General features: G+C 65.6%; 19 protein-coding genes. 10 read left to right on the top strand and 9 right to left on the bottom strand.

Translation table 11 applies throughout. The features are described from left to right. Position 1 precedes the first annotated feature (1 nt). The 7 genes from CH273_RS19060 to CH273_RS19090 are packed head-to-tail and all read right to left on the bottom strand — an operon-like array spanning position 2 to position 6,406. Positions 2-394: a metal-sulfur cluster assembly factor gene (locus CH273_RS19060; RefSeq protein ID WP_032398026.1), complete on the bottom strand. Its 393-nt coding sequence runs from the start codon at positions 392-394 to the stop codon at positions 2-4. Beyond that, positions 391-888 (bottom strand): Fe-S cluster assembly sulfur transfer protein SufU, encoded by a 498-nt coding sequence (gene sufU, locus CH273_RS19065; protein ID WP_032398025.1) that lies wholly within the window; start codon positions 886-888, stop codon positions 391-393. The genes CH273_RS19060 and sufU overlap by 4 nt, the downstream gene beginning before the upstream one ends. Continuing rightward, positions 889-2,181, bottom strand: a complete 1,293-nt coding sequence (locus tag CH273_RS19070; RefSeq protein ID WP_032398024.1) for a cysteine desulfurase — start codon at positions 2,179-2,181, stop codon at positions 889-891. Positions 2,182-2,183: 2 nt separating this feature from the next. Continuing rightward, complete coding sequence (gene sufC, locus CH273_RS19075) at positions 2,184-2,960, bottom strand: Fe-S cluster assembly ATPase SufC (RefSeq protein WP_032398023.1); 777 nt, start codon at positions 2,958-2,960, stop codon at positions 2,184-2,186. Positions 2,961-3,002: 42 nt separating this feature from the next. Then, positions 3,003-4,193 (bottom strand): Fe-S cluster assembly protein SufD, encoded by a 1,191-nt coding sequence (gene sufD / locus CH273_RS19080; RefSeq protein WP_094638060.1) that lies wholly within the window; start codon positions 4,191-4,193, stop codon positions 3,003-3,005. A 24-nt stretch (positions 4,194-4,217) separates the two neighbouring features. Continuing rightward, on the bottom strand, positions 4,218-5,663 hold the full coding sequence (gene sufB / locus CH273_RS19085) for a Fe-S cluster assembly protein SufB (protein ID WP_032398021.1): 1,446 nt from the start codon (positions 5,661-5,663) through the stop codon (positions 4,218-4,220). Next, a complete protein-coding gene (locus CH273_RS19090; RefSeq protein WP_317810418.1) occupies positions 5,660-6,406 on the bottom strand; it encodes a helix-turn-helix transcriptional regulator in 747 nt (248 codons plus the stop codon). Before CH273_RS19090 ends, sufB begins: the two co-directional genes overlap by 4 nt. A 336-nt stretch (positions 6,407-6,742) precedes the next feature. Between CH273_RS19090 and mptB the strand changes: the two genes are divergently transcribed. The 4 genes from mptB to CH273_RS19110 all read left to right on the top strand — a co-directional run bounded on the left by mptB (position 6,743) and on the right by CH273_RS19110 (position 11,192). After that, on the top strand, positions 6,743-8,395 hold the full coding sequence (mptB, locus tag CH273_RS19095; RefSeq protein WP_094638043.1) for a polyprenol phosphomannose-dependent alpha 1,6 mannosyltransferase MptB: 1,653 nt from the start codon (positions 6,743-6,745) through the stop codon (positions 8,393-8,395). Next, positions 8,392-9,336, top strand: a complete 945-nt coding sequence (locus CH273_RS19100; protein WP_032398020.1) for an ABC transporter ATP-binding protein — start codon at positions 8,392-8,394, stop codon at positions 9,334-9,336. Before mptB ends, CH273_RS19100 begins: the two co-directional genes overlap by 4 nt. Positions 9,337-9,338: 2 nt before the next feature. Continuing rightward, complete coding sequence (locus CH273_RS19105) at positions 9,339-10,133, top strand: ABC transporter permease (protein ID WP_371828407.1); 795 nt, start codon at positions 9,339-9,341, stop codon at positions 10,131-10,133. A gap of 72 nt (positions 10,134-10,205) precedes the next feature. Further along, on the top strand, positions 10,206-11,192 hold the full coding sequence (locus CH273_RS19110) for a COX15/CtaA family protein (protein WP_032398018.1): 987 nt from the start codon (positions 10,206-10,208) through the stop codon (positions 11,190-11,192). Between the two features lie 139 nt (positions 11,193-11,331). Here the strand turns inward: CH273_RS19110 and CH273_RS19115 are convergent, their stop codons facing one another. Next, positions 11,332-11,703 carry a hypothetical protein gene (locus CH273_RS19115; RefSeq protein ID WP_032398017.1) on the bottom strand — a complete coding sequence of 124 codons (372 nt, stop codon included), beginning with the start codon at positions 11,701-11,703 and terminating at the stop codon, positions 11,332-11,334. 135 nt (positions 11,704-11,838) lie between these two features. On the opposite strand from CH273_RS19115, the gene CH273_RS19120 reads away from it, so the two are divergent. After that, on the top strand, positions 11,839-12,804 hold the full coding sequence (locus tag CH273_RS19120) for a quinone oxidoreductase family protein (RefSeq protein ID WP_032398016.1): 966 nt from the start codon (positions 11,839-11,841) through the stop codon (positions 12,802-12,804). A gap of 23 nt (positions 12,805-12,827) precedes the next feature. On the opposite strand, the gene CH273_RS19125 is transcribed toward CH273_RS19120, so the two are convergent. After that, complete coding sequence (locus CH273_RS19125; RefSeq protein ID WP_032398451.1) at positions 12,828-13,835, bottom strand: heme o synthase; 1,008 nt, start codon at positions 13,833-13,835, stop codon at positions 12,828-12,830. Positions 13,836-14,244: 409 nt separating this feature from the next. On the opposite strand from CH273_RS19125, the gene tkt reads away from it, so the two are divergent. From tkt to pgl, 5 genes are read left to right on the top strand one after another with little or no spacing between them, the layout of a single operon-like run. After that, complete coding sequence (gene tkt / locus CH273_RS19130; protein ID WP_032398015.1) at positions 14,245-16,344, top strand: transketolase; 2,100 nt, start codon at positions 14,245-14,247, stop codon at positions 16,342-16,344. A 3-nt stretch (positions 16,345-16,347) separates the two neighbouring features. Then, positions 16,348-17,472 carry a transaldolase gene (gene tal / locus CH273_RS19135; RefSeq protein ID WP_032398014.1) on the top strand — a complete coding sequence of 375 codons (1,125 nt, stop codon included), beginning with the start codon at positions 16,348-16,350 and terminating at the stop codon, positions 17,470-17,472. A gap of 6 nt (positions 17,473-17,478) precedes the next feature. Next, positions 17,479-19,035, top strand: coding sequence for a glucose-6-phosphate dehydrogenase (gene zwf, locus CH273_RS19140; protein ID WP_032398013.1), 1,557 nt, complete (start codon positions 17,479-17,481; stop codon positions 19,033-19,035). Then, complete coding sequence (gene opcA / locus CH273_RS19145; RefSeq protein ID WP_176459282.1) at positions 19,032-19,940, top strand: glucose-6-phosphate dehydrogenase assembly protein OpcA; 909 nt, start codon at positions 19,032-19,034, stop codon at positions 19,938-19,940. The genes zwf and opcA overlap by 4 nt, the downstream gene beginning before the upstream one ends. Further along, entirely contained in the window at positions 19,933-20,679 is a 747-nt protein-coding gene (gene pgl, locus CH273_RS19150) for a 6-phosphogluconolactonase (RefSeq protein WP_032398011.1), read from the top strand. Before opcA ends, pgl begins: the two co-directional genes overlap by 8 nt. Positions 20,680-20,786 lie beyond the last annotated feature (107 nt).

The following is a 20,786-nucleotide window of genomic DNA, read 5'->3' on the forward strand; positions in this document are numbered from 1 at the left end:
GTCAGACGGTGAAGCCGAGGGCCCTGAGCTGCTCGCGACCGTCGTCGGTGATCTTGTCCGGACCCCACGGCGGCATCCAGACCCAGTTGATCTTGAGGTCGGCGGCCAGACCGCTGCGCACGAGCGCGCCGCGAGCCTGATCCTCGATGACATCGGTCAACGGGCATGCCGCCGACGTCAGCGTCATGTCGACCGTGACGATGTCGTCGGCGTCGATCTTGATGTCGTACACCAGTCCCAGGTCGACGACGTTGATCCCGAGTTCGGGGTCGACGACGTCGCGCATCGCTTCTTCGAGGTCCTCGAGCACCTTGATCTCGTCGGCGGTCAGAGCCACCGGAGTGGTCTCCGATGTCTCCGACGCTGACTGGGTCGTATCTGTTGTATCCGTCATGATCCCTGTCCTCCGGAAAATGCCGACTGGGCGGTCTCGCCCGTCGTGACTGTCGAATCTGCGTCCACTACCTGAACAACCGCGTCCTTGAAAGCCATCCATCCCAGCAGGGCGCACTTGACACGGGCCGGGTATTTGGCCACACCGACGAACGCGATTCCGTCACCGATGACGTCCTCGTCGCCTTCGACGGTACCTCTGCTGCCGACCATGTCGCTGAACGCGTCGACCGTCTTCAACGCATCGGCGACGCTCAGGCCGACGACCTGGTCGGTGAGCACCGATGTCGCCGCCTGGCTGATCGAGCAGCCCTGGCCGTCGTACGAGACGTCGGCGACGGTGCCGTTCTCGATCTGCACGCGCAGGGTCACCTCGTCGCCGCAGGTGGGGTTGACGTGGTGTACCTCGGCACCGAAGGGCTCGCGCAGTCCACGGCCGTGCGGGTGCTTGTAGTGATCGAGGATCACTTCCTGGTACATCTGTTCCATGCGCATCTACCGCTGACCTCCCCCGCCGTTGTCGGTGGTGCCGAAGAACGACTGTGCGCGGCGAATCGCCTGTGCCAGAACCTGCACTTCCTCGACCGTGTTGTAGAGCGCGAACGAGGCGCGCGCTGTCGCAGCCACACCGAACCGACGATGCAGGGGCCACGCGCAGTGATGTCCGACGCGGATGGCGACCCCCTCGTCGTCCAGGATCTGTCCGAGGTCGTGGGCATGAATGCCGTCGACCACGAACGACACCGCCGAACCGCGGTCGACGTTCTCCGTCGGTCCGATCACGCGAACACCGTCGATCTTCGCGAACTCGGCGAGAGTTGCTGCGACCAAGGACTTTTCGTGCGCGGCGATGACATCGATGCCGATGTTCTCCAGGTATTGCACAGCTGCGCCGAGTCCGACGACCTGCGAGGTCATCGGAACGCCGGCCTCGAACCGTTGCGGCGGCGCGGCGAACGTCGTCTTCTCCATGGTGACGGTCTCGATCATCGAACCGCCGGTGATGAACGGAGGCATCGCTTCGAGGAGTGCAGCCTTGCCGTACAACACGCCGACCCCCGAAGGACCGAGCATCTTGTGACCGGAGAACGCGGCGTAGTCGACGTCGAGCGCGTGGAAATCGACCTTCATGTGAGGCACCGACTGGCACGCGTCGAGGACGACGAGCGCGCCCACCGCCCTGGCCCGACGCACCAATTCCTCGACCGGAGCCACCGCGCCGGTCACGTTGGACTGATGCGTGAACGCGAGAACCTTGACGGCCGAGGACAATTCGAGCGAGTCGAGGTCGATTCGACCGTCGTCGGTGACGCCGTACCAGCGCAGCGTGGCACCGGTTCGAGCTGCCAGCTCCTGCCACGGAACGAGGTTGGCGTGGTGTTCGAGTTCGGTGACGACGATCTCGTCGCCGGGACCGAGGTGGCGATCGAATCGCTGATCGGCAAGCACGTACGTCACCAGGTTGAGCGACTCGGTCGCGTTCTTGGTGAACACGATCTCGTCGACGTCGGCACCGACGAACGACGCGATGGCGGCGCGCGCACCCTCGTAGGCATCGGTGGCCTCTTCGGCCAACTGATGCGCCCCGCGGTGTACGGCGGCGTTGCACGTGGTCAGAAATTCACGCTCGGCGTCGAGTACCTGCACGGGCCGCTGAGAGGTGGCACCGGAGTCCAGATACACCAACGGCTTACCGTCTCGCACGGTACGCGAGAGGATGGGGAAGTCGCGGCGAACCGTGGCGACATCGAACGATGCCGCCACCGCCGCAGCTGCGGGTGCAGCCATACTCATGCTCCGGTGGTCGCGGCCTGCGTGTAGCCGGCGTATCCGTTGGCCTCGAGCTCGTCGGCCAGCTCTGCACCGCCGGACTTCACGATTTCACCGTTGACGAAGACGTGGACGAAGTCGGGCTTGATGTAGCGCAGGATGCGGGTGTAGTGCGTGATCAGCAGCACTCCACCGTCTTCGCGCTCCTTGTACTTGTTGACGCCCTCGGACACCACGCGCAGAGCGTCGACGTCGAGGCCGGAGTCGGTCTCGTCGAGGATGGCGATCTTGGGCTTGAGCAGTCCCAGCTGAAGAATTTCGTGACGCTTCTTCTCGCCGCCGGAGAATCCCTCGTTGACGTTGCGCTCGAGGAAGTTCGCCTCGATCTCGAGCTCGCTCATCGCGGTCTTGGCTTCCTTGACCCAGTGCCGCAGCTTCGGAGCCTCACCGCGCACGGCGGTGGCGGCAGTGCGGAGGAAGTTCGACATCGACACGCCCGGCACCTCGACCGGGTACTGCATCGCCAGGAAGAGGCCGGCGCGCGCACGCTCGTCGACGCTCATCTCGAGCACGTCTTCACCGTCGAGGGTGATGGTGCCCGAGGTCACCGTGTACTTCGGGTGGCCGGCGATGGCGTAGGACAGGGTCGACTTGCCGGAACCGTTGGGACCCATGATCGCGTGCGTCTCACCCGACTTCACGGTGAGGTCGACACCCTTGAGGATGTTGATGGGCTCCGCAGTGGCGTCGGAGTTGGCGACGCTGACGTGCAGATCGCGGATTTCGAGTGTGGACATCAAAAAGTTCCTTTGTGCAGTCGAGAAAGGTTCGGGTGTGACCTACGCGCCGACGACGGCGAGTTCGGTCTCGATGGCAGCGTCCAGGCGCTCGCGCACGGCGGGGACCGGAATCTTGTCGATGACCTCGTGGAAGAAGCCGCGGACGACGAGTCGGCGAGCGACCTCCTCGGAGATGCCACGAGCGCGCAGGTAGAACAGCTGCTCGTCGTCGAAACGGCCGGTGGCACTGGCGTGGCCTGCTCCGACGATCTCCCCGGTCTCGATCTCGAGGTTCGGTACCGAATCGGCGCGCGCGCCGTCGGTGAGAACCAGGTTCCGGTTGAGCTCGTAGGTCTCGGTTCCCTCGGCCTCGGCGCGGATGAGAACGTCGCCGATCCAGACGGTGTGCGCGTCGTGCTTGCCCGGGCCCACTTCGCCCTGCAATGCGCCCTTGTACATGACGTTGGACTTGCAGTGCGGAGCCGAGTGGTCGACGAGCAGACGCTGCTCGAGGTGCTGGCCCGCGTCGGCGAAGTACAGACCCAGCATGTCGGCGTCACCACCGGGCGCGCTGTAGCGCACGGTCGGGCTGATGCGCACCAGGTCGCCGCCGAGACTGACGTTGTAGTGCCGCAGCACGGCGTCGCGTCCCAGCAGCGCATGGTGTGCCGCCACGTGCACGGCGTCGGATTGCCAGTCCTGGATCAGCACGACGTGCAACTGCGAGCTGTCACCGAGAACGAACTCGACGTTCTCGGCATACGTGCCACTACCTCGCTGGTCGATCACGACGGTGGCACGAGCGAACGTGCCGAGTCGGATCTGGAGGTGACCGTAGGCGACGTGGTCGACACCGGGACCGTCGATGGTGATCTCGATCGGATCGGCCACCTCGACCTCGTTCGGCACGGAGACGATCGTGGCCGCCGTGAACGCCGAGAATGCCTGAGCGGCAATACGATCGGCAGGAACGCCGGCCTTGCCCAGTCGCTCGTCCTCGCGCCCGACGGTCTCCACGGTCACCGATTCCGGGGCGCCGACGGTGACCTGAGCGGCCCCGTCGGCGACGGCGGAACCGTCGTGCAGGCCGCGCAGCCGACGCAGCGGTGTGAAACGCCACAGCTCGTCACGACCCGACGGGATCTCGAACGCGTTCACGTCGTAGGACGTGAACTGAGCGCCCTTGTTTACGACGAGCTTCGACTTGTCTTCCTTGGCCGACTCGGGGTTTTCGGATGCCACGGCACCCATAACTCCGGTGAGGGGGTTGTTCACTTATCCGACCGACCCTTCCATCTGCAGCTCGATGAGCCGGTTGAGCTCGAGCGCGTATTCCATCGGCAGTTCGCGAGCGATCGGCTCGACGAAGCCGCGCACGACCATCGCCATGGCCTCGTCCTCGGTCATGCCGCGGCTCATCAGGTAGAACAACTGATCGTCGCTGACCTTCGAGACGGTGGCCTCGTGGCCCATCGAGACGTCGTCCTCGCGGATGTCGACGTAAGGGTAGGTGTCGGAACGACTGATCGTGTCGACGAGCAACGCGTCGCACTTGACCGTCGAACGCGAACCGTGCGCACCCTTGTTGATCTGGATCAGACCGCGGTACGACGTCCGGCCGCCGCCGCGAGCGACGGACTTGCTGACGATGTTCGACGATGTGTGCGGTGCCAGGTGCAACATCTTCGAGCCGGTGTCCTGGTGCTGGTCCGGGCCTGCGAACGCGACCGAGAGAACCTCGCCCTTGGCGTACTCACCGGTCATCCAGACGGCCGGGTACTTCATGGTGACCTTGGAGCCGATGTTGCCGTCGACCCACTCCATCGTCGCGCCTGCCTCGGCCTTGGCGCGCTTGGTGACGAGGTTGTAGACGTTGTTCGACCAGTTCTGGATGGTCGTGTAGCGGCAACGACCACCCTTCTTGACGATGATCTCCACCACGGCGGAGTGCAGCGAATCCGACTTGTAGATCGGCGCGGTGCAACCCTCGACGTAGTGCACGTAGGCACCCTCGTCGACGATGATCAGCGTGCGCTCGAACTGACCCATGTTCTCGGTGTTGATCCGGAAGTAGGCCTGCAGCGGGATGTCCACGTGGACGCCCGGCGGGATGTAGATGAACGATCCACCGGACCACACCGCGGTGTTCAGTGCGGAGAACTTGTTGTCGCCTGCGGGGATGACGGTTCCGAAGTACTCGCGGAACAGCTCCGGCTGCTCCTTGAGAGCGGTGTCGGTGTCGAGGAACAACACTCCCTGAGCCTCGAGGTCCTCACGGATCGAGTGGTAGACGACCTCGGACTCGTACTGGGCGGCGACACCGGAGACGAGGCGCTGCTTCTCCGCCTCGGGGATGCCGAGCTTGTCGTACGTGTTCTTGATGTCCTCGGGCAGGTCTTCCCACGTTGCAGCCTGCTTCTCGCTGGACCGCACGAAGTACTTGATGTTGTCGAAATCGATGCCATCGAGGTCGGAACCCCAGTTCGGCATCGGCTTGCGCTCGAACGTCTTGAGCGCCTTGAGGCGCGCCTCGAGCATCCACTCGGGCTCGCTCTTCTTCTGCGAGATGTCGCGGACGACGGCCTCGGAGAGACCGCGCTTGGCGCTTTCACCGGCTACGTCCGAGTCGGCCCAGCCGTATCCGTAGGTGCCGAGCGAGGCGATGGTCTCGTCCTGGGTCAGCGGCGCGGTGGGTGTCACCTGGTCTGGTGTGACGGTCATGCGGGCTCCTTCCGGAGGCGTGGGCGTTCTCCGACACGGGGCTGCGCGTCGGGAGTCTTCTTGTCGGAACTATCGGTGTTCGAGTACCGCGTCGGTGACAGCGGTACGTGCGTCGTACACGCGCAATTACCGTTGGCGATGGTCGCCAAACGCTGCACGTGCGTGCCGAGGATCTCGGCGAACGCGGTCTGCTCGGCCTCGCACAGCTCCGGAAACTCGGAGGCGACGTGCGACACCGGGCAGTGGTGCTGGCAGATCTGCACACCGTTGCCCACCTGACGGGTGGTGGCCGAGAATCCGGCCGCGCTGAACGCGTCGGCGATTCGGTCGGCGGCGTCCTCCACGGCATGCGCATCGGATCCCGTCGCAGGCTCCACGTCGGCCACGATGGTGTTGACGCGTTGCCGAGCGAATGTCTCGATTGCCGCGTCTCCCCCGATCTTGCGCAGCTGCCGCATGGCGGCACCGGCAAGATCGTCGTAGGTGTGGCCGAGACGGTTGCGCCCGGCTGCGGTGAGCTGGAAATGCTTGGCCGGTCGGCCCCGGCCACGTTGCCGAGCACCTGCGGGGGTGGTGATGCGGGCCTCGCCCGCGTCGATGAGTGCGTCCAGGTGACGTCGGACACCCGCAGCGCTCAACCCCAGCCGAGTACCGATGTCGGAGGCGGTGATGGGGCCCTCTTCCAGCAGTAGAGTGACCACAGCGCTCCGCGTCTGCCCCTCGGGGGCCGACGTGGGTCGCACCGACGAAACGCCTGCGCCGGACGCCGAAGACTCGACACTTCCCGGACGCACGAGCGAGCTCTCGGTTGTTTTCACAACACCAGTGTGACGGAATTGCGGTACCCGGTCCAGCAAGGGTGCCCTATGCAGGGCGCTCGTCCGACGACGTGGCCGATGCCGTGCCTGCGGATGGAGCACGGTGCAGGCCGTGCGCGAGTGCACAGCTACGCTCCCACTGTGCCATCGACCGACAGTGAGCCCAGTTCCGAGAGCTCACCTTCCGCGAGCGGTTCCGAGTCCTCCTCGGCGTCCGGCACATCGAAGTCCACCCCGGGCGCGCTCGTCCAGCGGTTCGTCGTGGTCCCCGCCCGTCGAGTCATCGGCCTGGAGCCGACGCCTCCCGGCGGGGCGGTCGCCACCCTGCACGGAGACGAGCAGGAGGCACCGGGGCTGAACCCCTCGGAGACGAACCAACTCAGGAACATCCGTCGTTTCGGTGCCGCGGGTGCGCTGCTGATGGCGATCGGTGCCCTCGGCGCGGGCGCGCAGCCGGTGCTGCAGAACCCGATCGCGGGTGTCCGACTGCTGAGCTTGCCGTCCCGAATGGCGACCACCGCACTGACCGTCACGATGACCGGAACCGTCATCGTGGTGCTCGCGTGGTTGCTGTTGGGAAGATTTGCGTTGGGACGAACGCGATCGGGAACCACTCCGCGTCGACTCACTCGTTCCCAGATGGACCGCACGCTGCTGCTGTGGATCCTGCCGTTGTCCGTGGCACCGCCCATGTTCTCGCGTGACGTCTACTCCTACCTGGCACAGAGCGAGATCACCGCGCGCGGACTCGACCCGTACGAGGTCGGTCCGGTCGACGCGCTCGGGGCCGACAACGTACTGACCCGAACGGTTCCGAACATCTGGCGGGAGACCCCGGCACCCTACGGTCCGCTGTTCCTGTGGATGGGCCGTGGAATCACGTACCTGACCGGCGAGAACATCGTCGCCGGCATTTTCCTCCATCGCCTGCTCGCTCTGGCGGGAGTAGCGCTGATCGTCTGGTCGCTGCCACGTCTGGCTCGGCGCTGCGGGGTCGCGTCGGTCACGGCACTGTGGCTCGGCGCCGCGAACCCGTTGGTGCTGTTCCACCTGGTGGCCGGTATCCACAACGAAGCCCTGATGATCGGGCTCATGCTGGCGGGTACCGAACTGGCGCTTCGCGCGATCGAGCACTCCGGAGCGCTACGCGGTACCGACATCGCGTTCCTCGTCGGCGGAGCAGGCCTGATCGCACTGTCGTCCGCGATCAAGATTCCCTCGCTCATCGCTCTCGGCTTCGTGGGGATGGCGCTGTCGAGGCGGTGGGGCGGGACCCTGCGATCCGTGATCCACGCGGCGCTCCTGCTCGGCTCGATCGCCATCGCGGTCCAGGTGGCGGTGAGCCTGGGCAGCGGTCTCGGCTTCGGCTGGATCAACACTCTGGGAACTGCCGGAGTGGTGCGCAGCTGGATGTCGATCCCCACGATCCTCGGTCTCGGCACCGGATTCGTCGGTGTGCTCCTGGGCCTCGGCGACCACACCACCGCTGTGTTGGGTCTCACTCGCCCGATCGCAGCCGTCGTCGCGGGAATCATCGTCGTCCGCATGCTCATCGCCGTCCTGCGTGGCCGCCTGCATCCGGTCGGCGCACTCGGCGTCGCACTCGGAGCCGTCGTCCTGCTGTTCCCGGTGGTGCAACCCTGGTACCTGCTGTGGGCGGTCATTCCGCTGGCGGCGTGGGCCACGACTCCCTCGTTCAGGCGTCCGGCCATCGCCTTCTCGTCGTTGGTGAGCGTGATCCTCATGCCGAACGGCAGTGAGTACCAACCGTTCCAGATCGTGCAGGCCGCCGTCGTGACCATCCTGACGATCGCGGTGCTCTATCTGCTCACGCGAAACCGGATGCCGTGGCCCATCCGCACCGGACCACCGGAACGCGACCGCAGCAGCGACGAATACGCTGAGTCCTCGTGATCTCCGGGACGTCCGACGCGGCGCAACCTGTCGTACAGCTGACCGACGTACGCAAGTCGTACGACGGTGTCAGTGCCGTCGACGGACTGAGCCTGAACATCGGCCCCGGCGAGGTTCTCGCGCTGCTGGGCCCCAACGGTGCCGGAAAGACCACCACCGTCGAGATGTGCGAGGGGTTCGTCGTACCCGACAGCGGCTCGGTCCGGGTCCTCGGACTGGACCCCGTGGCGCAGTCGGCGCAGCTGAGGCCACGCATCGGCGTCATGCTCCAGGGCGGAGGTGCGTACCCCGGTTCCAAGGCAGGCGAGATGCTCCAACTCGTCGCCTCGTACTCGGCCGATCCACTCGACCCGGCGTGGCTGCTCGACTGCCTCGGCCTGACCTCTGCCGTCCGCACCCCGTACCGGCGGCTCTCCGGTGGGCAACAGCAGCGGCTGGCTCTGGCCTGCGCCATCGTCGGGCGGCCCGAACTGGTGTTCCTCGACGAACCGACCGCCGGGCTCGACGCCCAGGCCCGGCTGCTGGTGTGGGAATTGATCGACGCCCTGCGCCGCGACGGTGTCGGCGTACTGCTCACGACACATCTGATGGACGAGGCCGAGCAGCTCGCGGATCGGCTGACGATCATCGACAACGGCCGCGTCGTCGCCTCGGGCACACCCTCCGAGCTGACCAAGCAGGGTGCCGAGGGCCAACTGCGCTTCACCGCACCCCCGGGACTCGAACTGTCCATGCTCGACGCGGCACTCCCCCCGGGTTACGTACCGTCGGAACCGACGCCCGGCTCCTATGTGGTCTCCGGTGTGATCGAGCCGCAGATTCTGGTGATCGTCACGTCCTGGTGCGCACAGCAGGACGTGTTGGCCACCGAATTGCAGGTCGACCAGCGCCGCCTCGAGGACGTGTTCCTCGAACTGACCGGCAGAGAATTGAGGAAGTGACCGTGCGCAGAGAAGCCCGGCTCGCCGACAACCGATTCGAGACAGGCCTGTTCGCGCCTCGCCCGCAGCCCGCCTCGGCTGCGCGGATGCTGCTCGCACAGACCCGCCTCGAACTGAAGTTGTTGCTGCGCAACGGTGAACAGTTGCTGCTGACGATGTTCATCCCGATCACCCTGCTGATCGGATTGACCCTGCTGCCCTTCGGCGAACTCGGTGCCGACCGAGTGGCCCGCGTCGTCCCGGCCGTGATGATGGTGGCCATCATGTCGACGGCGTTCACCGGCCAGGCGATCGCTGTCGGCTTCGATCGCCGCTACGGCGCGCTCAAGAGACTCGGGGCGACACCCCTTCCGCGGTGGGGCATCATCGGCGGCAAATCCGCCGCCGTGGTGATCGTGGTGATTCTGCAATCGATTCTGCTCGGCTCGATCGGCGTCGCTCTCGGATGGCGCCCGAGCGCGACGGGTCTGTTGCTCGGGGCCGTCATCATCGCTCTGGGAACCGTCACCTTCGCGTCGATGGGACTGCTGCTCGGCGGCACCCTGCGCGCCGAGATCGTGTTGGCGCTGGCGAACATCGCCTGGTTCGTGATGCTCGGCATCGGCAGCGCGGTGTTCGTGGACGACCAGATCCCCCAGGGACTGCAGAACGTCGCACGCATCGTGCCGTCCGGCGCGCTCGGTGAGGCACTGAGCAGAGGTGTGTCCTCGTCCTTCGACATCTTCGGTGTGGTCGTACTGCTGGTGTGGGCTGCGGTGTGCGGCACCCTCGCGGTACGCACGTTCAAGTTCACCTGAGCGGGGCTCGCCACCCAACGACGGTCACTACCCAACGACGCTGTGTAGTTGATCGGCGTTTACCATCGAGGGGTGCTGTACAGAGCGTTCTTGCGCGTCGTCGATATCCTGCCCGTGCCCTCGCTTCGAGTGCAGCGGGTGCTGGCATTCATCGCGATCCTGACGCAGGGTGGCATCGCTGTCACCGGTGCCGTCGTTCGTGTCACCGGTTCCGGACTCGGGTGCCCCACGTGGCCGCAGTGCTTTCCCGGTAGCTTCACACCCGTCGGGGTGTCCGAGGTCCCCGTTCTGCACCAGGCCGTGGAGTTCGGCAACCGTCTGCTCACGTTCGTGGTCGTTCTCGCGGCCGCAGCGGTCGTCATCGCCGTCACCAGGGCACGGCGGCGTCGGGAAGTGCTGTTCTTCGCGTGGCTGATGCCGCTCGGTACCGTCGTACAGGCCGTGATCGGCGGATTCACGGTGCTGACCGGACTGCTGTGGTGGACGGTAGCCGTTCACCTCGTCGTCTCGATGGCCATGGTGTGGCTGGCCACGTTGCTGTACGCCAAGGTCGGCGAGAGCGATGCGCCGGCCGAGTCCACGCCGACGGTGCCGGGTGCTCTGCGAGCGCTGACGGGGCTGTCCGGGATCGCTCTGACGGGCGTGCTGATCGCGGGCACCATGGTGACCGGAGCCGGCCCGCACGCGGGCGACAAGAGCATCGAGGAACCGGTACCGCGTCTCGGTATCGAGATCGTGACGCTGGTGCACGCACACTCTCAGTTCCTGGTCGGCTACCTGGCCCTGCTCGTCGGATTGGCATTCGCGCTGTATGCGGTTCGTGCGCCGAAGGCGGTCACGTTCCGACTCAACGTCCTGATCGGCCTGGTGCTGGCGCAGTCTCTTATCGGACTGGTGCAGTACTTCACCGGGGTTCCGGCCGTGCTCGTCGCCTTCCACGTGGCCGGTGCGGGCGCATGTACCGCCGCCACCGCTGCAGTCTGGGCGGCCTGCCGCACTCGCGGCCCGGTGGCGACCGAGACGGTCGAGACCACCGAGGACGTCGCAGTTCGCTCGTGACGATCGGTCGAGCTTCGAACAGGGTGGAGGGGCAGCCGGCCTCCCCCTCAGATGGCCGACTGCCCCTCCACTGACTTCGACGCATCGGGTACCGAGATGGTTCCCGCCGGATCGAAGGAATTTCCGCAGTTTTCTCCGCTCAGACGATCGCCTGGTTGCGCGCCTCCGGGAACTTCTTCTGACCGGCCACCCACCCGGCCATCTTCTCGTAGTGTCCTGGGGCCGGATTGACCGAACTGACCAGCTCACGGTCCCATTCGGCCTCGGTCAACTGGTCGAGACCGTCGACGATCGCGCGGGCGATGGCGGTCGTCGCCACCACCTGGTCGCCCAGTACGCCGTCGGCACCGACCATGGTGAGCCGAGTTCCTGCTCGACCGATCGGCTGGATCACCACGTTGGCGGAGTTGCCGTGGTCGGCGAGAAAGCTCTTCACGGCCGCGAGTGTTCCCTTCGGAACCTCGTTCGACTCGTTCTTCTCGATGCCCGCGCTGTCGATTTCGGTAGCCATGCCGACACGATACCGAGGCCGTCCACGTCGCCCGCATCCACCCGTCGAGTCGTTACTGATCGGTAACTTCGGCCGCGTGCGTGTGTTACCCGGATCCGTGTACCCGAGTGTGACGCGCCCGTGTAGAACGGTTTCATGCGTGCCATTCGAATAGACAACACCGGCGGACCCGAGGTCATGAACGTCGTCGACATTCCGATACCGACGCCGGGACCGGCTCAACTACTGGTCCGGATCGAGGCCGTCGGCATCAACTACATCGACACGTACTTTCGACGCGGTCTGTATCCACGCGCGCTGCCGTACGTTCCCGGCGACGAGGGATCCGGGGTGATCGAACAGGTCGGAACGGACGTCACCGACTTCGCACCGGGACAGCGCGTCGCCTGGGCCGCAGCGCCGGGCAGCTACGCGGAATACGTACTGGTCGACGCCTCGTCGGCCATCGCGGTTCCCGAGGGCGTTCCTGCCGATCAGGCCGCCTCGGCATTGCTGCAGGGTATGACGGCGCACTACCTGATCGAATCCACCTACCCGGCCCAGCAGGGTGACACCGTCCTCGTGCACGCCGGCGCAGGTGGCGTCGGACTGTTGCTGACGCAGATGGCGGTGGCGAAGGGAGTGAACGTCATCACCACGGTCTCCACGGATGCGAAGGCCGAGCGGTCCGCGCAGGCCGGTGCCGCCCACGTGTTGCGCTACGAAGAGGACATCGCTGCTCGCGTGCGCGAGATCACCGACGGCGAGGGTGTCCATGCGGTGTACGACGGCGTCGGTGCCGACACGTTCGAGGCAAGTCTGGCGTCGCTGCGGATCAGAGGGACGTTGGCCCTGTTCGGAGCGGCGAGCGGTCCGGTCCCGCCCCTGGACCCGCAGAGGTTGAACGGCGCAGGATCGCTGTTCCTCACCAGGCCGACACTCGCCCACCACATACGGGACCGGGCCGAGCTCGAGTGGCGGGCCGGAGATGTGTTCGGGGCGATATCGCGTGGCGCGCTCACGGTCGAGGTCGGCGCTCGATACGCGCTGGAGGACGCCGCGCAGGCCCACATCGATCTGGAGTCACGCCGAACGACGGGATCGATCGTGCTCGTTCCCTGACCGATCCGTCGGGTGACGCTCGCTCAGGAGAGAAGCTGGGCGAGCGTCTGCCAGCCGAGGACCGAGTCGACGGCCAGGCCGCAGAACACCAGTGCCAGGTATTCGTTGGAGAGGATGAACAGCTTCAGTGGCTTGACCGGAGTTCCCGCTCGCACGCCTGCGTACAGGCGGTGTGCGACGACGAGAAACCACACTCCCGACGCCACGGCGACGGCCGCGTAGACGATGCCCGAGCCCGGTGCCAACGCAAGTGTTGCGGCAACGGTGGCCCACGCATACAGCACGATGTGCTTGGTGACCTTCGTCTCCGACGCGACCGCAGGCAGCATCGGTACGTTGGCCGCCTGGTAGTCCTCCTTGTAGCGGAGCATGAGCGCCCAGGTGTGCGGCGGCGTCCACAGGAAGATGACCACGAACATCACCAGCGCTTGCCACCCGATCGTGCCGGTCACAGCGGACCAGCCGATCATCACCGGCATGCAACCGGCCGCGCCACCCCACACCACGTTCTGCGAGGTGCGCCGCTTGAGCACCAGCGTGTAGACGAAAATGTAGAAGCAGATGGTGACGACGGCGAGCACACCGCTGAGCAGATTCGTGGTGGCCCACAGCCAGAAGAACGAGAACACACCGAGTACGAGCCCGAAGATCAGCGCGTGCGAGACGGGCATGGCACCGCGGGCGAGCGGGCGCTTCTCGGTGCGCTTCATCACCTTGTCGATGTCTGCGTCGACCACCATGTTCAGCGTGTTGGCACTGGCCGCGGCCAGCATTCCGCCGAAGAGGGTGGTGAGGATCAGCCACGGATCGACGTTTCCCCGGTCGGCCAGCAACATCGCCGGAATGGTCGTGACGAGGAGGAGTTCGATGACCCGGGGCTTCGTGAGCGCGACATACGCAAGAAAGAGTGCGAATGCTCTACGTGGGGCGGACGTCGCCGGCGCGGCCTGCGTCGGCTCACCTGTCTCGTCTGCTCCGAATCCGGGGCCGCCGGCGAAACCGTGTCCGCCCGGCTGCTGCCCAATTCGCACTGCGTCTCCTCGCACGACTGTCGTTCTCTGGCGCTCGGCCACTTGCTCACGCGCCACCGGCACGCGGGTTGTCTCTCGACGGCGACACTTCGGCGCCTGCGCGCACGGGCAACTCCGCGACCACAACCGCGGGAGCCGACGACCGTGCGCCTACTACGACCGATGGTAGACGGCGGGGTTTGCACCTCCAATTCGCAGGGCACCCAAAGTGAGGAATACGTCGCCTACGAGTAACCCGCGCGCAATCGCCCGGGGGAAGGCACGACAGTAGGGTCGGACAGAACTAGGCTGGTGGAGGACGTCCTTCGGCACCGACCACATGCGTGCTCCACCCAGGCGCATTGCAGTCGCCGCCGGGCGACGATTCCCCGGAGCCACAACTCGAACGAATGTCAGGAGATTTCTGCTCGTGTCGATCACAGACGATATTGACGTCCTCACCACGGCGCACCACCCGAGCGACTGGACGGACCTGGACACCCGAGCGGTCGACACCGTTCGTGTTCTGGCAGCGGACGCAGTGCAGAAGGTCGGCAACGGCCACCCCGGAACCGCGATGAGCCTGGCTCCCCTCGCCTACACCCTCTTTCAGCGCACCATGCGCCACGACCCCACCGACACGCACTGGATCGGCCGCGACCGGTTCGTGCTCTCGTGCGGGCACTCGAGCCTGACTCTCTACCTGCAGCTGTACTTGGGCGGCTTCGGTCTCGAGCTCGCCGACATCGAGGCACTGCGCACCTACAAGTCGAAGACTCCCGGACACCCCGAGTTCCGCCACACCGACGGCGTCGAGATCACCACCGGCCCGCTCGGTCAGGGACTCGCCTCCGCCGTGGGCATGGCCATGGCGGCGCGGCGCGAGCGCGGTCTGTTCGATCCCGAGCCCGCACTCGGTGAGAGCCCGTTCGATCACTACATCTACGTGATCGCCTCCGACGGAGACATCGAAGAAGGCGTGACGTCCGAGGCGTCGTCTCTGGCCGGCACTCAGCAGCTCGGCAACCTGATCCTGTTCTACGACGACAACAAGATCTCCATCGAGCACTCCACCGACATCGCTCTCTCCGAGAACACGGCCGCGCGCTACGAGGCCTACGGCTGGCACGTACAGGTGGTCGAAGGCGGCGAGAACGTCACCGCGATCGAAGAAGCCGTCGAGGCTGCCAAGGCCGTCACCGACAAGCCGTCGATCATCGTGCTGCGTACCATCATCGGCTTCCCGGCCCCCACCATGATGAACACCGGCGCAGTCCACGGTGCCGCACTGGGCGACGAGGAGATCGCGAAGGTCAAGCAGGCCCTCGATTTCGACCCGGCCAAGACGTTCGAGGTCACCGACGAGGTCATCGGCCACACCCGCAAGCTGCAGGAGCGCGGTCGCAAGGCCCACGCCGAGTGGACCGTACAGTTCGACGCCTGGGCCGCCCGCGAGCCCGAGCGCAAGAAGCTGCTCGATCGCCTCACCAAGGGCACGTTGCCCGAGAACTGGACCGACGTTCTGCCCACCTGGGAGCCCGGCAGCAAGGCCGTCGCCACGCGTGCCGCGTCCGGTGAGGTTCTCAACGCCGTCGGACCTGTTCTCCCGGAACTGTGGGGCGGCTCGGCCGACCTCGCAGGCAGCAACAACACGACGATCAAGGGTGCGAAGTCCTTCGGCCCCACGTCCATCTCCACCGACGACTGGGACGCCGAGCCGTACGGCCGCACCCTGCACTTCGGTATCCGTGAGCATGCGATGGGCGCGATTCTTTCGGGCATCGTGATGCACGGCCCGACCCGTGCATACGGCGGAACGTTCATGCAGTTCAGCGATTACATGCGGCCTGCGGTCCGGCTCGCGTCACTCATGGACATCGACCCCATCTACGTGTGGACCCACGATTCCATCGGCCTCGGTGAGGACGGCCCGACGCACCAGCCGGTCGAGCATCTCGCCGCGCTGCGGGCCATCCCCAACCTCTCGGTGGTACGCCCCGGCGACGCCAACGAAACCGCGTTCGCATGGCAGGCAGTGTTGGCCAAGTCCAGCAGCAGCGGACCCGTCGGCCTCGCGCTGACGCGTCAGGGCATCCCGATTCTCGAGGGCACCAGCTATGAGGGCGTCTCCAAGGGCGGATACATCCTCGTCGAGTCGTCCAAGGCGACCCCCGACGTCGTGCTGATCGGTACCGGTTCCGAGCTGCAGTACGCCGTGGAGGCACAGAAGCAGCTCGAGGCGCAGGGCATCGCCGCCCGCGTCGTCTCGATGCCGTGCGTCGAGTGGTTCGAGAGCCAGGATCAGAACTACCGCGACCAGGTGATCCCGCCCACCGTCAAGGCCCGGGTGTCGATCGAAGCCGGCATCGCGATGCCGTGGTGGAAGATCGTCGGCGGCTTCGGCGAGATCATCTCGCTCGAGCACTACGGTGAATCTGCCGACGCTGCAACACTTTTCCGCGAGTTCGGCTTCACGGCCGAGGCCGTCACGGCAGCTGCACAGCGCTCCATCACCAATGTGAAGGGATAATTCATGACCCAGAACAAGAATCTTGCAGAACTCTCCGCCGCCGGAATCTCGGTATGGCTGGACGACCTGTCCCGTGATCGCATTCGCTCGGGCAACCTCCAGGACCTCATCGACACGAAAAGTGTGGTCGGAGTGACCACCAACCCGTCGATCTTCCAGGCGGCCCTGAGCAAGGGCGAGGCGTACGACGAGCAGGTGAACAAGCTCGCCGGTGAAGGTGCCGACGTCGAGACCACCATCCGCACGGTCACCACGGACGACGTTCGCGAGGCCTGCGACATCCTGATGCCTCAGTACGAGGCAAGTGCAGGCGTCGACGGCCGCGTGTCCATCGAGGTCGATCCGCGCGTGGCACACGACGCCGACAAGACGTACGAGCAGGCCGTCGAACTGTGGAAGATCGTCGACCGTCCGAATCTGCTGATCAAGATCCCGGCGACCGAGGACGGGATTCCCGCTATCGCCAAGGTGATCGGCGAGGGCATCAGCGTCAACGTCACGCTCATCTTCTCCGTCGAACGCTACGAGCTGGTGATGAACGCCTACCTCGACGGTCTGGAGAAGGCGCGTGCGGCCGGCCACGACCTCGACAAGATCCACTCGGTCGCGTCGTTCTTCGTCTCCCGCGTCGACAGCGAGATCGATTCCCGTCTCGATGCGATCGGTACCCCCGATGCCGAGGCACTCAAGGGCAAGGCCGCTCTGGCCAACGCTCGTCTGGCGTACGTGGCGTACCAGCAGATCTTCGAGGTGGCCCCTCGGTTCCGCGAGCTCGTCGGCAGCGGCGCACGCCCGCAGCGTCCGTTGTGGGCGTCGACCGGCGTGAAGTCCGACGCCTACCCCGACACCATGTACGTCACCGAGCTCGTCTCACCGAACACGGTGAACACGATGCCGGAGAAGACCATGGACGCGGTTGCCGATCACGGCGAGATCGTCGGCGACACCGTCTCGGGCAAGGGACCGGAATCGCAGGAGATCTTCGACCGCATCTCGGCACTCGGGATCGACATCACCGACGTCTTCCTGACGTTGGAGAACGAAGGCGTCCAGAAGTTCGAGGCGGCCTGGAACGAGTTGCTCGAAGCCACCGGCGAGCAGCTTCGCCAAGCAGGTCAGAAGAGCTGACCGACTGTGCCCACCGCAGAAACCGAACCTCTCCACTCCGCGGACTGGGTCAACCCACTCCGCGACGCGCGGGACAAGCGGCTCCCCCGCATAGCGGGCCCGTGCAGCATGGTCATCTTCGGAGTGACCGGCGATCTCGCGCGTAAGAAGCTCATGCCTGCGGTGTACGACCTGGCGAACCGGGGGCTTCTACCCCCCGGTTTCGCCTTGGTCGGCTTCGCCCGTCGGGAATGGCAGAACCAGGACTTCGCGAAGATCGTGCACGATTCCGTGCGCGATCACGCGCGCACTCCGTTCAGCGAGGAGGTCTGGAACACCCTCGCCGAAGGATTCCGGTTCGTCCAGGGAACGTTCGACGACGACGCGGCGTTCGACGAGTTGTCGCGGACACTGACCGAACTCGACGAGACCCGGGGCACCGGCGGCAATCACGCCTTCTACCTGTCCATTCCGCCCAGCGCCTTTCCCGTCGTTCTGGAGCAGCTGTCTCGGTCCGGTCTGGCGCAGGGCGAGGACGGCAACTGGCGACGTGTGGTGATCGAGAAGCCGTTCGGCCACGACCTGCAGAGCGCGAAAGAGCTCAATGCCGTCGTCAACCGAGTGTTCCCCGAGGACACCGTGTTTCGCATCGATCACTACCTGGGCAAGGAGACGGTGCAGAACATCCTCGCACTGCGCTTCGCGAACCAGTTGTTCGATCCGATCTGGAATGCGCACTACGTCGACCACGTTCAGATCACGATGGCCGAGGACATCGGATTGGGTGGTCGCGCAGGGTATTACGACGGAATCGGTGCCGCCCGCGACGTCATCCAGAACCACCTTCTACAGCTCCTCGCCATCACCGCGATGGAGGAGCCGGTCAGCTTCAACCCCAAGGAGCTGCAGTCGGAGAAGATCAAGGTGCTCTCGGCGACCAAACTCGCCGAGCCACTCGATCGAACCTCGGCGCGCGGTCAGTACACCGCGGGGTGGCAGGGCAGCCAGAAAGTGAAGGGGCTCAAGGAGGAAGAAGGGTTCGACTCCGAGTCGAACACCGAAACCTACGCCGCCATCACCCTCGAGGTGGATACGCGGCGATGGGGTGGGGTGCCCTTCTATCTCCGTACCGGCAAGGCACTCGGGCGCCGAGTCACCGAGATCGCGATGGTGTTCAAACGCGCCCCGCACCTGCCGTTCGACGCCACGATGACCGAGGAACTCGGTCAGAATGCGTTGGTGATCCGAGTCCAGCCCGACGAGGGCGTGACGATGCGGTTCGGCTCCAAGGTGCCGGGTTCGAGCATGCAGGTGCGCGACGTCAGCATGGACTTCAGCTACGGCCAGGCGTTCACCGAATCCTCCCCCGAGGCCTACGAACGACTCATCCTCGACGTGCTGCTGGGCGAGCCGTCGTTGTTCCCGGTCAATGCCGAGGTGGAACTGTCGTGGAAGATCCTCGATCCGATCTTGGAGTTCTGGGCCTCCGGCGGCACCGCGGAACCGTACGAAGCCGGTACCTGGGGGCCCTCCTCGGGTGACGAGATGATGCACCGCACCGGACGCGAATGGAGAAGACCGTGATTGTCGACATCCCCGCCACGACGACGGCCGAGGTCGGCAAGAAGTTGGTGGAGGTGCGCGAAGCAGGCGGTGCGGTGACCATCGGCCGAGTGCTGACTCTGATCGTGGCCAGCCGTGATCCGGCCAAGGCCGAACGAGCGATCGACGCGGCGAACGAGGCGAGCCGTGAGCATCCGTGCCGCGTCATCGTGCTCATCCACGGAGATCGGTCGGCCGAGTCGAGCCTCGACGCGCAGATCCGGGTGGGCGGCGACGCCGGTGCATCGGAGGTCGTCGTGTTGCGCCTGAACGGCGAACTCGCCGACCACGAACACAGTGTCGTCATCCCGTTCCTGCTGCCCGATACTCCGATCGTGGCCTGGTGGCCGGACGAGGCACCGACCGTTCCGGCGAAGGATCCGTTGGGGCGCTTGGCGATTCGACGCATCACCGATGCCACGAACTCCCCCGACACCACCGCGACGATCAAGGGACGGCTCAGCAGCTACACCGAGGGCGACACCGATCTCTCCTGGAGTCGCATCACGTACTGGCGTGGCCTGTTGGCCACCGCGCTCGACCAGGCTCCGTACGAGGCTGTCGTCTCGGCCACGGTGTCGGGACTGGCCGAGGAGCCCGCACTCGACATCCTTGCCGGTTGGCTGGCCGCGAAGCTGGACGTGCCGGTCCACCGCCGTGCGGGTGAGCTGAAAGTCGAGCTGATCCGGGAGAACAGCAGCATCTCGCTGACGCGACCGCAGACCGGTAAGACCGCAACCCTGCGGCGTACCGGTCAGCCCGACGCCGAAGTCGCACTGGCGCGGCGCAACACGCGCGAGTGCCTCGCCGAGGAACTGCGCAGACTCGACACGGACGAGATCTACGAACTCGCCTTGAACGGACTGTCGAAAGTGAGCTATGAGTAAGACATCGGTACTCCAGTACCTGGACGCGCAAGCCCTTGTCGACGCAGCGCGATCGCGCTTCGTCGACGTGATCACCGCCGCGCAGGCCGAGCGAGGATCTGCGTCAGTGGTGCTGACCGGCGGTGGCACAGGAATCGCATTGCTGGAGGCGCTGCGCTCGGACTCCGGCTCGATCGACTGGGGCAGAGTGGACGTCTACTTCGGTGACGAACGCTTCCTGCCCTCGGGCGATCCCGAGCGCAACGAAGTTCAGGCCTCGGAGGCGCTGCTCGATCACGTCGATGTCCATCCGGATCGGGTGTTCCGGATGGCCGCATCCGACGGACCACACGGAAGCGACCCCGAAGTTGCCGCGGCAACGTACGCACAGATCCTGCATTCCGGATCCGAAGGCGAGCCGACGCCTCGGTTCGACGTCCATCTGCTCGGCATGGGCGGCGAAGGCCACATCAATTCACTTTTCCCCCACACCGATGCAGTGCGCGAACAGCACCGCTTCGTCGTGGCGGTCGAGGACTCCCCCAAGCCCCCACCGGTGCGCATCACACTGACGCTGCCTGCGGTCCGCCGCGCGCAGCACGTGTGGTTGCTCGTCTCGGGAGCGAACAAGGCCGATGCCGTCGCTGCTGCGGTGGGCGGGGCCGATCCCGACGACGTCCCGTCGGCCGGAGCACTGGGCACCGAATCGACGGTCTGGTTCCTCGATACCGGCGCAGCGTCCAAGCTGGACACGGTGTGAGAGCCCGGAGCTAGTCCGGTTCGACTGCGTCGGGGTCACGTCCCGGCCACGCATCGTCGTAGTCGCCGACGCACCGAACACGTCCTGATGTCGAGCGATCGATCCGC

Source organism: Rhodococcus sp. 05-339-2, assembly GCF_002258965.1.
Taxonomy (GTDB): Bacteria; Actinomycetota; Actinomycetes; order Mycobacteriales; family Mycobacteriaceae; genus Rhodococcoides.

What these genes read in the sequence shown, in the direction of transcription:
- CH273_RS19070 (WP_032398024.1), bottom strand. Translation starts at nt 2,181, where the DNA reads ATGGCTGCACCCGCAGCTGCGGCGGTGGCGGCATCGTTCGATGTCGCC.
- CH273_RS19120 (WP_032398016.1), top strand. Translation starts at nt 11,839, where the DNA reads ATGCGTGCCATTCGAATAGACAACACCGGCGGACCCGAGGTCATGAAC.
- CH273_RS19115 (WP_032398017.1), bottom strand. Translation starts at nt 11,703, where the DNA reads ATGGCTACCGAAATCGACAGCGCGGGCATCGAGAAGAACGAGTCGAAC.
- CH273_RS19060 (WP_032398026.1), bottom strand. Translation starts at nt 394, where the DNA reads ATGACGGATACAACAGATACGACCCAGTCAGCGTCGGAGACATCGGAG.
- sufU (WP_032398025.1), bottom strand. Translation starts at nt 888, where the DNA reads ATGCGCATGGAACAGATGTACCAGGAAGTGATCCTCGATCACTACAAG.
- sufB (WP_032398021.1), bottom strand. Translation starts at nt 5,663, where the DNA reads ATGACCGTCACACCAGACCAGGTGACACCCACCGCGCCGCTGACCCAG.
- tal (WP_032398014.1), top strand. Translation starts at nt 16,348, where the DNA reads ATGACCCAGAACAAGAATCTTGCAGAACTCTCCGCCGCCGGAATCTCG.
- sufD (WP_094638060.1), bottom strand. Translation starts at nt 4,193, where the DNA reads ATGGGTGCCGTGGCATCCGAAAACCCCGAGTCGGCCAAGGAAGACAAG.
- sufC (WP_032398023.1), bottom strand. Translation starts at nt 2,960, where the DNA reads ATGTCCACACTCGAAATCCGCGATCTGCACGTCAGCGTCGCCAACTCC.
- pgl (WP_032398011.1), top strand. Translation starts at nt 19,933, where the DNA reads ATGAGTAAGACATCGGTACTCCAGTACCTGGACGCGCAAGCCCTTGTC.